This is a genomic window from Noviherbaspirillum album, from assembly GCF_035916955.1.
Classification (GTDB): Bacteria; Pseudomonadota; Gammaproteobacteria; order Burkholderiales; family Burkholderiaceae_D; genus Noviherbaspirillum; species Noviherbaspirillum album.
The window spans coordinates 107,272-122,385 of record NZ_JAWIIV010000018.1 but is presented as its reverse complement, the minus strand read 5'-3'; the positions used below and the strand labels follow the sequence as shown (position 1 = coordinate 122,385).

The following is a 15,114-nucleotide window of genomic DNA, read 5'->3' as shown; positions in this document are numbered from 1 at the left end:
TCATGAACTGCGTCGATGTGTGTCCGAAGGGCTTGAATCCGACACGCGCTATCGGCAAGATCAAGGAACTGATGGTACGTCGTGCGGTATAAATAGTGTTTGGTAGGGCGGAGGCAGATGTGCTTCCGCCTTATTTCGTCAGCTTATTGCCTGGCTGCATGAGCAGACCGCCAAGCGGCGACGCAGTGCGCTGACGAAATAGAGTGAACGGGAAATCCATGTCTGATAATCATCAAGCCGATCCGGTCAAACGTGCGCGCCTGCGTTGGCGCGCGCGGCGCGGCCTGCTCGAAAACGATCTGATCGTGACCCGCTTTCTGGATGCGCATGAAACGACCCTGACCGACGAGGAAGTCGACGCGTTTTCCAGGCTGATGGAATTGTCGGACAATGAATTGATGGACTTGCTTTTGGCGCGCAAGGAACCCGTGGGCGAGGTGGATCTTCCGCACGTCCATGCGTTGCTGACGAGACTGCGCGCAGCCTGAAAACAACCGGTAACAGGTTGAAGCAGGCGTGGAGCGGCTGACGAGAAGCCGACCCGGCGAACCGATCGCCTTGCCCTGGGGCTGAGATGCTCCTCAGCATTGGACCGGGCGCCGGGGGCGGGCCGGGTTTCGGCGGGCGCTCCAGGAACTTCGGTTTTTTTTACAATCGACTCACCCCTCCTCACTAGAAGGAAGAGACATGACTAACTCTGAAACCAAAGCAACCCTATCGTTCTCCGACGGTTCGCCGTCGCTGGACATGCCCATCTACAAGGGCACCATCGGCCCGGACGTCATCGACATCCGCAAGCTGTACGGCGCCACGGGCAAGTTCACTTATGACCCGGGTTTCATGTCCACCGCAGCCTGCAATTCCTCGATCACCTACATCGACGGCGACAAGGGCGAACTGCTGTACCGCGGTTACCCGATCGAGCAGCTGGCAGTCAATTGCGACTTCCTCGAAACCTGCTACCTGCTGATGAACGGCGAGCTGCCGAACGCCGAGCAGAAGAAGGCGTTCGTCGGCACCGTGACCAACCACACCATGGTCCACGAGCAGATGCAGTTCTTCTTCCGCGGTTTCCGCCGCGACGCGCACCCGATGTCGGTGCTGGTCGGCACCGTCGGCGCGCTGTCGTCCTTCTACCATGACTCGCTCGACATCAACGACCCGCATCACCGCGAAGTGTCGGCTATCCGCCTGATCGCCAAGCTGCCGACGCTCGTCGCCATGGCCTACAAGTATTCGATCGGCCAGCCGTTCGCCTATCCGCGCAACGACCTGTCCTATTCGGCCAACTTCATGCGCATGATGTTCTCCAACCCGTGCGAGGAATACAAGGTCAACGACGTGCTGGTGCGCGCGCTCGACCGAATCCTGATCCTGCATGCGGATCACGAGCAGAATGCATCGACCTCGACCGTCCGCCTGGCGGGCTCGTCGGGCGCCAACCCGTTCGCCTGTATCGCCGCCGGCATCGCCTGCCTGTGGGGCCCCGCGCACGGCGGCGCGAACGAAGCCGCGCTGACCATGCTGCAGGACATCCAGAAGCAGGGTGGCGTAGAGCGTATCGGCGAATTCATCGCCAAGGTCAAGGACAAGGATTCCAACGTCAAGCTGATGGGCTTCGGTCACCGCGTCTACAAGAATTACGACCCGCGTGCCAAGCTGATGCGTGAAACCTGCCATGAAGTGCTGAACGAACTCGGCCTGCATGACGATCCGCTGTTCAAGCTGGCGATGGCGCTCGAGAAGATCGCGCTGGAAGACGATTACTTCGTCCAGCGCAAGCTCTATCCGAACGTCGACTTCTACTCCGGCATCGTGCAGTCTGCACTCGGCATCCCGGTCTCGCTATTCACCGGTATCTTCGCGATGGCCCGCACCGTCGGCTGGATCGCCCAGTGGAACGAGATGATTTCCGATCCGGAGCAGAAGATCGGCCGTCCGCGCCAGCTGTTCGTCGGCTCCACGCGCCGCGATGTGCCGGCCATGGCTCAGCGCGGCTGATCGGCTCCGCTTAGTCTCGATCAGTATCAAGCAGTAGGAAGGCGGGCTCTGACGAGCTCGCCTTTTTTATTCGCGGTGCGAAAGGCGAGGAGGCCGCCGAGGGTACGGAAGAGGAGGGCGGCGAGGCATGTGCGGCTTAACGCAAACAATCTTACGACACGGCATTAATGTCCACATTGACGACCAGAGTTCTATGCTATGCTAGCGTTTCCAAAAATTGGAACCACCTCAGGTCGTCACGCAGCCCTTCCCCCCACAACTTGATGTGCGATCCGCTAACCGGTCAGGCCGTGTCGCGGAAGGTTATATAAACCCGCTAATCTCGCGAAACGCGAAGAAAGGTGAGCAAGACATGCAGCAGTACTTCTCCAATTCCTATCTGTTTGGAGGCAACGCACCGTACGTAGAAGAACTGTACGAAGCGTACCTCAACAATCCCGGTTCGGTTCCCGACAACTGGCGCGCCTATTTTGATGCGATGCAGCATGTCCCCGCCGTCGACGGTTCGACCAAGCCGGACGTCGCGCACGCTCCCGTGATCGCTTCCTTCGCCGAGCGCGCGAAGCAGGGCCCGATCCGCACCGTGGTCGCCTCGCAGGACGTCGAAATGGGCCGCAAACGCGTCGCTGCCACGCAGCTGATCGCCGCCTACCGTTTCCTCGGCAACCGCTGGGCCAACCTCGACCCGCTGCAGCGCCAGGAGCGTCCCGCGATCCCGGAACTGGATCCGGGCTTCTACGGTTTCACCGATGCCGACATGGACATCGTGTTCAATATCAGCAATACCTACTTCGGCCAGGAAACCGCGACGCTGCGCGATCTGCTGCAAGCGCTGCGCGATACCTACTGCCGCTCCATCGGCGCCGAATTCATGTACATCAGCGATCCTGCGCAGAAGCGCTGGCTGCAGGAACGCCTCGAAACCGTCCGCTCGACCCCAAGCTTCACCGCTGAAAAGAAAAAGCACATCCTCGATCGCCTGACAGCGGCCGAAGGCCTCGAGCGCTACCTGCATACCCGCTACGTCGGCCAGAAGCGCTTCTCGCTCGAAGGCGGCGAAAGCTTCATCGCCTCGCTCGACGAATCTATCCAGCGCGCAGGTGAAAAGGGCATCCAGGAAATCGTGATCGGCATGGCCCACCGCGGCCGCCTGAACGTCCTGGTCAACACCCTCGGCAAGATGCCGCAGGACCTGTTCGCGGAATTCGAAGGCAAGCATGCCGACGATCTGCCCGCTGGCGACGTCAAATACCACCAGGGATTCTCGTCCGACATCTCGACACCGGGCGGCCCGATCCACCTGTCGCTGGCGTTCAACCCGTCGCACCTGGAGATCGTCAACCCGGTCGTCGAAGGTTCTGTCAAGGCCCGCATGGAGCGCCGCGGCGACAAGGACGGCTCCCAGGTCATGCCTATCCTGGTCCACGGCGATGCCGCGTTCGCAGGCCAGGGCGTCGTGATGGAAACCCTGAACCTGGCGCAGACCCGCGGCTACGGTACGGGCGGCACGCTGCACATCGTAATCAACAACCAGATCGGTTTCACCACTTCCGATCCGCGTGACTCGCGTTCGACGCTGTACTGCTCCGACGTCGTCAAGATGATCGAGGCTCCGGTGCTGCATGTGAACGGCGACGATCCGGAAGCGGTCGTGTTCGCAACCCAGATCGCCCTCGATTTCCGCCTCGAGTTCAAGAAGGACATCGTGGTCGACATCATCTGCTTCCGCAAGCTCGGCCACAACGAGCAGGACACGCCGGCGCTGACGCAGCCTCTGATGTACAAGAAGATCGGCCAGCACGCCGGCACGCGCAAGGTGTACGCCGACAAGCTGGCGACCCAGGGCACGATCGCTCCGGAAACCGGCGATGCAATGGTCAAGGCCTACCGCGACGCGATGGACGCCGGCAAGCATACCGTCGATCCGGTCATCTCCAACTTCAAGAGCAAGTACGCGGTCGACTGGATGCCCTTCCTCAACCGCAAGTGGACCGATGCGGCCGATACCGCCGTTCCCCTGGCCGAGCTCAAGCGCCTGGCCGAGCGGATCACCAAGGTGCCGGAAGACTTCAAGGTCCACCCGCTGGTCGAGAAGGTGCTGGGCGACCGTGCCGCGATGGGCCGCGGCGAGCTGAACCTCGACTGGGGCATGGGCGAACACCTCGCCTATGCATCGCTGGTCGCGTCCGGTTACGCGGTGCGCCTGACCGGCCAGGATGCGGGCCGCGGCACTTTCGTGCACCGTCACGCGGTGCTGCACGACCAGAAGCGCGAGCGCTGGGATGCAGGCACCTATATTCCGCTGCAGAACGTATCGGAAAATCAGGCGCCGTTCACCGTCATCGACTCCGTGCTGTCCGAAGAAGCCGTCCTCGGCTTCGAATACGGTTATTCGACCGCGGAGCCGAACACGCTCACCATCTGGGAAGCCCAGTTCGGCGACTTCGCCAACGGTGCCCAGGTCGTCATCGACCAGTTCATCAGCTCCGGCGAAGTGAAGTGGGGCCGGGCTTCCGGCCTGGTGATGATGCTGCCGCACGGCTATGAAGGCCAGGGCCCGGAGCATTCGTCGGCACGCCTCGAACGTTATCTGCAGCTGTGCGCGGACAACAACATGCAGGTGGTCCAGCCGACCACCGCCGCGCAGATCTTCCACCTGCTGCGCCGCCAGATGATCCGCCTGTTCCGCAAGCCGCTGGTGATCGCAACGCCGAAGTCGCTGCTGCGTAACAAGGATGCCGGTTCGTCGCTGTCGGAACTGGCCAAGGGTTCGTTCCAGACGGTGATCGGCGAGGTCGATGAGAAGATCGATCCGAAGAAAGTCAAGCGCGTACTCGCCTGCTCGGGCAAGGTCTATTACGACCTGGTCAATGCACGCAAGGAGCGCGGTGTCTCCGATGTGGCGATCGTGCGTATCGAACAGCTGTACCCGTTCCCGCACAAGGCTTTCGCCGCAGAGCTGAGCAAGTTCTCGAACTTCGTCGAACTGGTCTGGGTGCAGGACGAGCCGCAGAACCAGGGCCCGTGGTTCCAGATCCAGCACAACATCTTCGAAAACCTCGAAGAAGGCCAGAAGCTTGCCTATGCAGGCCGCCCGGCCAGCGCATCGCCCGCCGTCGGCTACTACGACAAGCACTATGCGCAGCAGAAGGCATTGATCGACACCGCGTTCTCGAAGCTCAAGGGCTTCGTACTGACCAAATAAAGACCCGCCGGCGCGCTAGAAGCTGGCGCGCCGGGTGAACACACCGAAACGGAGAGTTACATGGCAATTATTGAAGTAAAAGTTCCCCAACTGTCGGAATCCGTCGCCGAGGCGACCTTGCTGGCATGGCACAAGAAGGTCGGCGAAGCCGTCTCGCGCGACGAGAACCTGATCGACATCGAGACCGACAAGGTCGTGCTCGAACTGCCCGCGCCGGACTCCGGTGTGATCGTTGAAGTCATCAAGGGCGACGGCAGCACCGTCGTCGCAGGTGAAGTCATCGCAAGGCTGGACACCGAAGCAAGCGCAGGCACGGTTGCCGCGCCTGCCGCCGCGCCCGCGCCGGCCACCACGCCGTCCGCTGCCGCCGCCCAGGCACAGGGTGATCCCGTCGCCGCAGCCATCTCGTCGCTGGCTTCGAATGCCGCGGCCGGCGTAGCCATGCCCGCCGCTGCAAAAATGCTGGCCGACAACAACATGTCCGCCGGCCAGGTTTCCGGCACCGGCCGCGACGGCCGCGTCACCAAGGGCGACGTGATCAACGCGCTCGAGACCAAGCCCGCTGCGCCTGCCCCCGCGGCCGCACCCAAGCCGGCCCTGCAGCAAGTCGCAGCTCCCGGAGCGCAGAACCTCGGCAACCGTCCGGAAGAGCGCGTGCCGATGAGCCGCCTGCGCGCGCGTATCGCCGAGCGCCTGCTGCAATCGCAGTCGACCAATGCGATCCTGACCACCTTCAATGAAGTCAACATGCAGCCGGTCATGGACCTGCGCAACAAGTACAAGGACAAGTTCGAGAAGGAGCACGGCGTCAAGCTGGGCTTCATGTCCTTCTTCGTCAAGGCTGCCGTCGCCGCGCTGAAGAAGTACCCGATCCTGAATGCGTCGGTTGACGGCAACGACATCGTCTACCACGGCTACTTCGACATCGGCATCGCGGTCGGTTCCCCGCGCGGCCTGGTCGTGCCGATCCTGCGCGACGTCGATCAGATGACGATTGCGGAAATCGAGAAGAAGATCGCCGAGTTCGGCGTCAAGGCCAAGGACGGCAAGCTCACGCTCGACGAACTGACCGGCGGCACGTTCTCGATCTCCAACGGCGGCGTGTTCGGTTCGATGCTGTCGACACCGATCATCAACCCGCCGCAGTCCGCGATCCTCGGCGTCCACGCCACCAAGGAGCGCCCGGTGGTGGAGAACGGACAGATCGTGATCCGTCCGATCAACTTCCTGGCCATGTCCTACGACCACCGCATCATCGACGGCCGCGAAGCCGTGCTGGGCCTGGTCGCGATGAAGGAAGCGCTGGAAGATCCGGCCCGCCTCCTGCTCGACCTCTAAGACTCAGGCTGAAAACGCTCTGAATGCACGCGGAACGCGGACATCTCGTCCGCCTTCCGTGTGCGTGGTCCATCCTGCGGATAAAAGGTTACGTATATGTCGAAAAATTTTGATGTGGTAGTTATCGGCGGCGGCCCTGGCGGCTATGTCGCGGCAATCCGTGCTGCCCAGCTGGGTTTCAGCACCGCTTGCATTGATGAATGGAAGAATGCCAAGAACGGCCCGGCGCCGGGCGGCACCTGCACCAACGTCGGATGCATTCCCTCGAAGGCGCTGCTGCAGTCGTCCGAGCATTTCGAGCATGCGGGTCACGCCTTCGCGGACCACGGCATCGAGGTCAAGGGCCTGAACCTCAACCTCGGCCAGATGCTGGCGCGCAAGGATACGATCGTCAAGCAGAACAATGACGGCATCCTGTATCTCTTCAAGAAAAACAAGGTCACGTTCTTCCACGGCCGCGGTTCCTTCGTGAAAGCCGGCGCGGAAGGTTACGAAATCAAGGTGGCCGGCGCTGCCGAAGACACCATTACCGGCAAGCACATCATTCTCGCGACCGGTTCCAACCCGCGCGCGCTGCCGGATGTTCCGTTCGATGAAAAGCTGATCCTGTCGAACACCGGCGCACTGGCAATCGATGCCGTGCCGAAGAAACTCGGCGTTATCGGCGCCGGCGTCATCGGTCTTGAAATGGGCAGCGTATGGCGTCGTGTCGGCGCAGACGTCACGGTGCTGGAAGCCTTGCCGGGCTTCCTCTCGGCTGTAGACGAGCAGATTTCAAAGGAAGCATTCAAGCTGTTCGTCAAGCAGGGCCTGTCCATCAACCTGGGCGTAAAGATCAACACGATTACACCAGGCAAGAAGGACGTCACGGTCGAGTACACCGATGACAAGGGCAATGCGCAGAAGGCAGTGTTCGACCGCCTCATCGTGTCCATCGGCCGCGTGCCGAATACCATCGGCCTCAACGGCGAAGGCGTCGGACTCAAGCTCGACGAGCGGGGCTTCATCGCCGTCGACGGCGACTGCAAGACCAACCTGCCCAACGTATGGGCGGTGGGCGACGTGGTGCGCGGCCCGATGCTGGCGCACAAGGCGGAAGAAGAGGGTGTTGCCGTTGCGGAACGTATCGCAGGTCAACATGGTCATGTGAACTTCAATACAATTCCCTGGGTCATATATACATCTCCGGAAATTGCATGGGTCGGCAAGACCGAGCAGCAGCTCAAGGCTGAAGGCGTCGCCTACAAGGCGGGCACCTTCCCGTTCATGGCCAACGGCCGTGCCCGTGCACTCGGGGATACCTCGGGCATGGTGAAGTTCCTGGCCGATGCCAAGAGCGATGAAATCCTCGGTGTGCACATTGTCGGCCCGATGGCGTCGGAACTGATTTCCGAGGCGGTCGTGGCGATGGAATTCCGCGCATCGTCGGAAGACATTGCCCGCATCTGCCATGCACATCCTTCGCTGTCCGAGGCAACCAAGGAAGCTGCTCTCGCAGTCGACAAACGTTCGCTCAACTACTAAGGAAAGCCCATGCGTCACCTGATCCTGTTGCTGCCGATTGCGCTTGCCGCATGTGCCACGACAGGATCCGGCGGCACTGCCATCGCGGTCGATGCGGCAAGCCGGGGACAGGCCTTGCCTGGCGCCAGCTGCGTCGTGCAGACCGGGGCCGGCAGCTGGAATATCACGACGCCGGCCACGGTGGATGTCGGTACGCCTAGCGGAGAACTGCGGGTCGTCTGCAACAAGGCAGGCTACCGCACCTCCGAGACGGTGTACAGGCCTTCCAGCCCGCTCGGCTCCAGCGTCGGACTCGGCGCTGGCGGCGGTGGCGGCAATCTCGGGGTAGGGGTCGGGCTGAACTTTCCGATCAGCCTCGGCGGCGGGCGTTATCCTTCCAGGGTAACCGTGGAGATGAACCCGCAGTAAACTGTTCCGGCTGCGAATGAAGTGCGATACTGCAGGCGGTGGCAGACGGCGCGCAAGCCTCACCCGGGGTAAATGCGGCAGGCGCATTAGAATGACAGAGTAATGGGCGAGCCAGTCTCGCCCATTTTTACGTCGGGTTGAAATGGCAATACGATAATACGATCCGAGGCTCCGGATACGGTAACGCCCGGGATGCATCGATGGAAACGAGCGAATAAAACATATGAACGTCAGGGAGTTTTACGAGCAGTCGCTGTCGCAGCGCGGCTACCAGTCCGATGAAGCGCAATTGCGCGCCGTCGAGCGTCTGCAGCAAGCCTATGACGAATGGGTTGCGTACAAGGCGCAGCGATCCAATAAGCTCAAGCGGCTGATCAGCCGGCCGAGCGTGCCGCGCGGCGTCTACATGTGGGGTGGTGTCGGCCGCGGGAAATCATTCCTGATGGACAGCTTCTACTCCGTTGTCCCGGTGGTGCGCAAGACGAGGCTTCACTTCCATGAATTCATGCGTGGCGTGCATCACCAGTTGGATGACCTGAAGGGAGTAGCCGATCCGCTGGATGAAGTGGCGCGCAGGATTGCCAAGAAGTACAGGCTCATCTGTTTCGACGAGTTCCACGTATCCGACATCGCAGATGCGATGATCCTGTACAACCTCCTCAAGGCGCTCTTCGACAACGGCGTTTCATTTATCATGACGTCCAATTATGTGCCCGATGCGCTGTATCCGGACGGCTTGCACAGGGACCGCATCCTGCCGGCGATCGGCCTCATCAAGGACAGGCTGGACGTGCTGAACGTGGATGCGGGCCTCGATTACCGCAAGCGGGCGCTGGAGCAGGTGGATGCTTATCATACCCCGCTGAGCGCGGCGGCCAGCGATGCCTTGCGTGCGGCCTTCGTCAAGCTGGCCGAAACCGCCGACGAAGACCCGCGCATCCACATCGAGGCGCGCGAAATCCGCGCCTTGCGCCGCGCGGGAGGCGTAGTCTGGTTCGATTTCGCGACCCTGTGCGGCGGGCCGCGTTCACAGAATGACTACCTGGAACTCGCAAGCCGCTTTCATACGGTGGTTCTTTCGGACATTCCGAAGATGTCTGCCGCCATGTCGTCGGAAGCGCGCCGCTTTACCTGGCTGATCGATGTATTCTATGACCACAAGGTAAAACTGCTGATGTCGGCGGAAGTGGAGCCCGACCAGCTTTACACGGAAGGCATGCTGGCCAATGAATTTCACCGCACGGTGTCGCGCATCATCGAGATGCAGTCATCGGAATACATGAACAGCGAGCGGCGCGACGTGGCCGGCTCCATTGCCTGACCAGATTCCAGGAAGGAAGCGAAGCCGATGATTCCGACTCTCCAGCAACACCGACGGCCTCCTCGCAAGGGTGCAATTGGATCAGCTGCCTTGCTTGCCGCCGTCCTCGTCATCGGCGGCGTGAGCGCCGCGGCGGCGCAAAATACTCGGGTTCAAGGCGCGCAATCGCAGACGGTCGACATCGGTGCTGTCGCCAGGCGTTATCCCTCCGGATCCATCAAGACCGCCGAGCAGGCCGAGAGGGCGCTGGATGAAGCAGCCCTCGAACGCGATGCGGTGCAGGCACGCCATGCTCAGGAAGAGCAGCGATGCAATCCGAAGTTCTTTTCGAGTTCCTGCATTGAGGATGCCAATGAAGCGCGGCGCGAGGCGCTGCGGTCGCTTCGTGCCGTCGAGGTCGATGCCAACAAAGTCATACGCCAGGCCAAGGTCACATCGCGCGAAGAAGCGCTGGCCGCGAAACGGGAAAAGGAAGGCGCCAGCCGGGAAGAGCGGGATGCCGCTGCACGCGAAGCGGCGTCCGGCGCGCCGATTCATGGTGCAAGCCAGACTGACGGCGCGGCGCCGGAGCCAACGTCCAAGCCTTTACCTTCCGCCAAGCCGCGCGCGGTTGACCGCGTTGCCGAGCACGAAGAAAAGATGCGTCTGCTCAGGGAAAAGGAAGCGGCAGAGGCTGACAAGCGGGCGAAGAACATCGCTTCTTACGAGCGAAAAGTGCAGGAGTCCGAAGCGCGCCAGAGGGAAGTCGCAAGGCGAAAGGAAGAAAAAGCGCGCAAGCTTGAGGAGAAGAAGCAGCGCGCAGCCGAGTCAGCAGCGAAATAGTTGGATCGCTGGATCATCGGCAGGATTGCGCGATCAATTGTGAGGTCGCCATGCGTGCCGGATTACAGCTGCGCAATTACACGGCACGCCGCATCCGGTCCACGGTATAGGACTTGGTTTCCCGGGTCGGTTCCGCCAGTTTGACCACCGCCATCGTGCAGTTGTCGGCTTCGTGGCCCGCTGCCCGTTCGCGTGCCTTGGCAATCAGCATCTCGCAGGCCTGCCTCGGGGAATTGACTGCAATCGCCGCGCCCAGCTCCGCGCGCGAGAAATACTGCCAGAGTCCATCGGTGCATAGCAGAAAAGCATCGCCTGCCTTCAGATTGGCGCATTTGCCGATCGTGATTTCCGGCTCGCTTTCCGCGGAACCGAGCGCGCTGAACAACAGGTGCGCCATCTTGTGCTCACGCGCCTGCTGAGGCGTAATTTTTCCCTGCTGGATGAGATTCGCCACATGGGAATGGTCGATGGTGCGCTCTGCGCAATTCGGCCCGTCGAAGCGGTAGAGTCGGGAATCGCCGGCATGCGCCCAGATTGCGGTACGTTCCGGTGTCAGCAACAGGACCACCATCGTGCTGTGCGGCTTTTTTTCCGACGAAATGGCGTTGAGCTTGATGAGGGTATGTGCGTCCCTGGCAATCGTTCTGATCAGGGTGACAGCATCTTCAGTTTGCGGGGAAAACAGATCGAATGCCTGCTTGGCGGTACGCAGCACCTGTTCGGCCGCCATTGCGCCGCCGCTCAGCCCACCCATTCCATCCGCCACGACTGCCATCAGGTAGCCGGGAGCCTTCGGTGCAGTGAACAGTGACACGCGGTCCTGTTGCTCGGCGCGATCTCCGATATGCTGCGCCGTACCTGCCTCGATTTTGTATTGGCTCATAAACTTGGGTTGTTGAACTGCTCGGGGAAATTATTGCATGGGCAAAATATCTTCCGTTTTTTTGTAGAGTTTTGTTACATCTGTTCAAGCTAACACTGTCCAGCCATGCAAGACAGTGATGTCGACCCGTACCTGTGCAAGAGTGTTTCATGTCCGCATCGCAAAAGAAATTTCCCGGCCGCCATGCCAAGCTTTTCTACGCGTGCGGGCTTTTCCCTCTTAAAATAACGGGTTATCGAACTTCATTGGCCGTTCATGATTCCGACAGAAGAAATACAGCGACGCATTGTCGAGCTGGAAGTAGAGCACCGCGACCTCGACGCCGTGATCAACCTGATGTCGCGTGATGTGCTGCATGACGAACTGCAGCTGCGCCGCCTGAAGAAGCGCAAGCTCCAGCTCAAGGATCACATCACATTGTTGAAAATGCAACTCATCCCCGACGTGCCGGCTTGACGCGCGGGGACCGTTTCTGATTGACCGCCTTGACCGACATTACCGCACCGTCCCCCGTCCCGGAATACCACGATACCGACATTGATCAATTGTTCAATGCAAGCGGCCCGCTCAGCCAGGCGGTACGCGGTTTTCGTCCACGCCAGTCGCAAACCGAGATGGCCAAGGCAATCGCCAATGCCATCGCCAACCGTCAGGCCCTGATCGCCGAAGCGGGCACCGGTACCGGAAAGACTTTCGCCTACCTGGTTCCCGCCCTGCTATGGGGCGGCAAGGTCATCCTGTCCACCGGAACCAAGAACCTGCAGGACCAGCTTTATCTGCGCGATATTCCCACCGTGCGCAAGGCGCTCAACACGCCCGTTTCGGTAGCCTTGCTGAAGGGAAGGGCGAATTATGTCTGCCATTTCCATCTGGAGCGCACCCTGCAGAACGGACGACTGACTGCCCGCGAGGATGTCGGGCACTTGCGCGAGATATCCCGCTTCGTCAAGACCACCAGTTCCGGCGACAAGGCGGAGCTTTCCAAGGTGCCGGAATCGGCATCGGTATGGAATCTCGTGACGTCGACGCGCGATACCTGCATGGGCAACGAATGCCAGTATTACCAGGATTGCTTCGTGATGAAGGCGCGCAAGGAAGCGCAGCAGGCCGATGTCGTGGTCGTCAATCATCACCTGTTCTTCGCCGATGTCGCCCTGAAGGATACCGGCGTGGCCGAACTGCTCCCGACAGCCAATACCGTCATTTTTGACGAGGCGCACCAGCTCCCCGAAACGGCCACCCTGTTTTTCGGTGAAACCATCTCCACGTCGCAGGTGCTGGAACTCTGCCGCGACGTGCTCGCCGAAGGACTGGCGCATGCCCGTGACGGCGCAGACTGGGCAAAAGTCGTTTCCACCGTCGAGCGCGCGGCACGCGATCTGCGGCTGACCTTCCCGCAGGATATCGTGCGCCTCGCGGTCAACCAGATCGCGCCGTCGAGTCCATTCTTTCCGGCGCTCGACAAGCTCAGGGAAGAACTCGACATCATGGTCGGCGTCCTTGAAGGGCAGGCCGAGCGTGCCGAAACGATAGAGCAGTGCCGCACGCGCGGACTCGAACTGGCAAAGAGGCTGGCCGACTGGGACGCGGCAAGGCAGCCGACCCAGGAAAGCACCGAATATCCGCAGGACCGCGTGCTCTGGGTGGAGGCATTCACATCGTCGCTGCAGCTGCACCTGACGCCATTGTCGATTGCGCCCATCTTCAGCAAGCAGCGCGAGGGCACGCCGCGGGCATGGATCTTCACCTCCGCTACGCTGGCGGTAAAAAACGATTTCAATCACTATGCTTCCCAGATGGGATTGTGGAACGAGCCGGCGCATACCTGGCCCAGCCCTTTCGATTACGGCAACCAGGGCCTGCTATATGTGCCGGAAAACCTGCCGGCGCCGAATTCCTTCGATTACACGGATGCCGTTATCGATGCCGCGTTGCCGATGATCGAAGCTGCAGGCGGGCGCACTTTCCTGCTCTGCACCACGATACGCGCGGTCAATCGGGCTGCAGAGCGCCTGCGGGAGGAGTTCGAGAAGCGCGGCTTGCCGTTTCCCCTGATGGTGCAGGGCGAGGCGGGGCGCACCGAGCTGCTCGACCGCTTCCGCGCCGCCGGCAATGCCGTGCTGATCGGCAGCCAGAGCTTCTGGGAGGGCGTGGATGTGCGGGGAGACGCGCTGTCCCTGGTCATCATCGACAAGCTGCCATTCTCGCCGCCCGACGACCCGGTGCTTGCCGCGCGCATCGACGCGCTCGAGCGCAAGGGCTTGAACGGCTTCGTGCATCATCAGCTGCCGGCCACCATCATCAACCTGAAGCAGGGCGCCGGACGCCTGATCCGCGATGAAACCGACCGCGGCGTATTGATGATCTGCGATCCGCGGCTCATCACCAAGCCCTACGGGCGCCGCATCTGGCAAAGCCTGCCGCCGTTCAAGCGCACCCGCGATGCTGATATAGCGAAGGCTTTCTTTGAGCAGGCTCATGTCGAGCAGCTTGCGGACAATGTGGCATAGTCGGAATGCCGGCCGCCGCATTGCGATGTTGCGTAAAATCTCTCTATACTTGCATCGCTGTGGACATTCTGCACTCGCCTGAAAGGTCACATGTCTGAACCCGTGGTTTCATTGATTCCAGTGCGTGCCGCCGACTTGGCGGTCGGCGCGCCGCTGCCGCGCTCGATTTACGACTGGCACGGCAAACTTCTGCTGGCACAGGGCTTCGTGCTGGAGAACCAGAAGCAGCTGGATGATTTGCTCGACAGCGGTTTCATACAGGACACCGCCTGGGAGTTCAACTCGGTTCCCACGGCGCGCCCGCCGGTTCAGCAACCGGCCGCGGCAGAGCCTGCCGTTCAAGCGCAGGGACCTGCGCGCGGCGATGAGAATCAGGCGAAGGAAATCGTCGTCGGCATGGACGACGTACGCTGGTATGTCGGTGAAACCCTGTACCTGCAGCAGATCGACAACTCTTCCATCCGCTATACGGTGCGGCTGATCGGTTTCGTCAAGAACAAGACAGTGTTCGTCACGGCGCCTAGTACCGATGGCAAGCTCGATTTCATTCGCGACGGGCAGACCTTCATCGTACGCGCCTTTTCGGGAAAGAAGGCTTATGCCTTCGTGGCGGCCGCCGTCAAGTCGGTGCATTCGCCGCATCCCTATCTCCATCTGTCCTATCCGAAGGAAGTGCGCTGCACCGTCGTGCGCAAGGGCGTGCGGGCCGAGGTCAAAATCATCGCCGCGGTTTCGCTCGGCTCGGCCGAAAGGACCGGAGCGGCAACGCTGACCGACCTCAGCATGGGAGGCACCTCGGGCACGGTCAAGCAGATACTCGGCACGAAGGGCGAAGAAGGGCACATCAAGTTCAAGGTGCGCGCGGCCGGGCAGGATGAATTCCTGAATTTGCGCATGGTGCTGCGTTCGGTGGCGCCATCGGAAAATGGCGACGGGTTCAAGCATGGATTCGAGTTCGTGGATGTCTCGATCCATGACCGCCTGATCCTTTCGGCCTTCGTCCACCAAACGCTGGCCGAGCGGGATTAGAGCGGAGACTTGGCGATACCGCCGCGCAGTCGCGGCGAAACCGCTCTAAGCGCCGGCCGCTGGGTACGCGGCC

General features: G+C 61.1%; 12 protein-coding genes and 1 pseudogene. 12 read left to right on the top strand and 1 reads right to left on the bottom strand.

Annotated features, from left to right (window positions below; all coding sequences use genetic code 11):
* The 9 genes and pseudogenes from sdhB to RY831_RS20000 form a co-directional block, all read left to right on the top strand.
* Nucleotides 1–92 (top strand): annotated as a pseudogene (gene sdhB / locus RY831_RS20040) (succinate dehydrogenase iron-sulfur subunit); the annotation flags it as partial.
* A 126-nt stretch (nucleotides 93–218) separates the two neighbouring features.
* Complete coding sequence (locus RY831_RS20035) at nucleotides 219–488, top strand: FAD assembly factor SdhE (RefSeq protein ID WP_326508151.1); 270 nt, start codon at nucleotides 219–221, stop codon at nucleotides 486–488.
* A 199-nt stretch (nucleotides 489–687) separates the two neighbouring features.
* Nucleotides 688–2,001: a citrate synthase gene (gene gltA / locus RY831_RS20030; protein WP_326508150.1), complete on the top strand. Its 1,314-nt coding sequence runs from the start codon at nucleotides 688–690 to the stop codon at nucleotides 1,999–2,001.
* A gap of 352 nt (nucleotides 2,002–2,353) precedes the next feature.
* The gene (locus RY831_RS20025) at nucleotides 2,354–5,206 is read left to right on the top strand and encodes a 2-oxoglutarate dehydrogenase E1 component (RefSeq protein WP_326508149.1); all 2,853 of its coding nucleotides are present in this window, start codon (nucleotides 2,354–2,356) and stop codon (nucleotides 5,204–5,206) included.
* Nucleotides 5,207–5,266: 60 nt separating this feature from the next.
* Complete coding sequence (odhB, locus tag RY831_RS20020) at nucleotides 5,267–6,544, top strand: 2-oxoglutarate dehydrogenase complex dihydrolipoyllysine-residue succinyltransferase (protein ID WP_326508148.1); 1,278 nt, start codon at nucleotides 5,267–5,269, stop codon at nucleotides 6,542–6,544.
* 96 nt (nucleotides 6,545–6,640) lie between these two features.
* Complete coding sequence (gene lpdA, locus RY831_RS20015; RefSeq protein ID WP_326508147.1) at nucleotides 6,641–8,068, top strand: dihydrolipoyl dehydrogenase; 1,428 nt, start codon at nucleotides 6,641–6,643, stop codon at nucleotides 8,066–8,068.
* Between the two features lie 9 nt (nucleotides 8,069–8,077).
* The gene (locus tag RY831_RS20010; RefSeq protein WP_326508146.1) at nucleotides 8,078–8,476 is read left to right on the top strand and encodes a hypothetical protein; all 399 of its coding nucleotides are present in this window, start codon (nucleotides 8,078–8,080) and stop codon (nucleotides 8,474–8,476) included.
* A gap of 223 nt (nucleotides 8,477–8,699) precedes the next feature.
* Nucleotides 8,700–9,797 (top strand): cell division protein ZapE, encoded by a 1,098-nt coding sequence (zapE, locus tag RY831_RS20005; RefSeq protein WP_326508145.1) that lies wholly within the window; start codon nucleotides 8,700–8,702, stop codon nucleotides 9,795–9,797.
* Between the two features lie 27 nt (nucleotides 9,798–9,824).
* Nucleotides 9,825–10,619 (top strand): hypothetical protein, encoded by a 795-nt coding sequence (locus tag RY831_RS20000; protein ID WP_326508144.1) that lies wholly within the window; start codon nucleotides 9,825–9,827, stop codon nucleotides 10,617–10,619.
* Between the two features lie 76 nt (nucleotides 10,620–10,695).
* Here the strand turns inward: RY831_RS20000 and RY831_RS19995 are convergent, their stop codons facing one another.
* A complete protein-coding gene (locus RY831_RS19995) occupies nucleotides 10,696–11,502 on the bottom strand; it encodes a PP2C family protein-serine/threonine phosphatase (RefSeq protein WP_326508143.1) in 807 nt (268 codons plus the stop codon).
* Nucleotides 11,503–11,757: 255 nt separating this feature from the next.
* Here RY831_RS19995 and RY831_RS19990 point away from each other — a divergent pair, with 255 nt between their 5' ends.
* From RY831_RS19990 to RY831_RS19980, 3 genes are all read left to right on the top strand, one after another.
* A complete protein-coding gene (locus RY831_RS19990; RefSeq protein ID WP_326508142.1) occupies nucleotides 11,758–11,958 on the top strand; it encodes a YdcH family protein in 201 nt (66 codons plus the stop codon).
* 29 nt (nucleotides 11,959–11,987) lie between these two features.
* Complete coding sequence (gene yoaA, locus RY831_RS19985) at nucleotides 11,988–14,012, top strand: DNA repair helicase YoaA (RefSeq protein ID WP_496196643.1); 2,025 nt, start codon at nucleotides 11,988–11,990, stop codon at nucleotides 14,010–14,012.
* Nucleotides 14,013–14,102: 90 nt separating this feature from the next.
* Nucleotides 14,103–15,041 carry a flagellar brake protein gene (locus RY831_RS19980; RefSeq protein ID WP_326508140.1) on the top strand — a complete coding sequence of 313 codons (939 nt, stop codon included), beginning with the start codon at nucleotides 14,103–14,105 and terminating at the stop codon, nucleotides 15,039–15,041.
* Nucleotides 15,042–15,114: the final 73 nt, after the last annotated feature.

Bases quoted from the DNA above. Each gene is read 5' to 3' on its own strand.
- RY831_RS19990 (WP_326508142.1), top strand. From the start codon at position 11,758: ATGATTCCGACAGAAGAAATACAGCGACGCATTGTCGAGCTGGAAGTA.
- RY831_RS19995 (WP_326508143.1), bottom strand. From the start codon at position 11,502: ATGAGCCAATACAAAATCGAGGCAGGTACGGCGCAGCATATCGGAGAT.
- RY831_RS20025 (WP_326508149.1), top strand. From the start codon at position 2,354: ATGCAGCAGTACTTCTCCAATTCCTATCTGTTTGGAGGCAACGCACCG.
- RY831_RS20035 (WP_326508151.1), top strand. From the start codon at position 219: ATGTCTGATAATCATCAAGCCGATCCGGTCAAACGTGCGCGCCTGCGT.
- gltA (WP_326508150.1), top strand. From the start codon at position 688: ATGACTAACTCTGAAACCAAAGCAACCCTATCGTTCTCCGACGGTTCG.
- RY831_RS19980 (WP_326508140.1), top strand. From the start codon at position 14,103: ATGTCTGAACCCGTGGTTTCATTGATTCCAGTGCGTGCCGCCGACTTG.
- RY831_RS20010 (WP_326508146.1), top strand. From the start codon at position 8,078: ATGCGTCACCTGATCCTGTTGCTGCCGATTGCGCTTGCCGCATGTGCC.
- lpdA (WP_326508147.1), top strand. From the start codon at position 6,641: ATGTCGAAAAATTTTGATGTGGTAGTTATCGGCGGCGGCCCTGGCGGC.
- RY831_RS20000 (WP_326508144.1), top strand. From the start codon at position 9,825: ATGATTCCGACTCTCCAGCAACACCGACGGCCTCCTCGCAAGGGTGCA.
- zapE (WP_326508145.1), top strand. From the start codon at position 8,700: ATGAACGTCAGGGAGTTTTACGAGCAGTCGCTGTCGCAGCGCGGCTAC.
- odhB (WP_326508148.1), top strand. From the start codon at position 5,267: ATGGCAATTATTGAAGTAAAAGTTCCCCAACTGTCGGAATCCGTCGCC.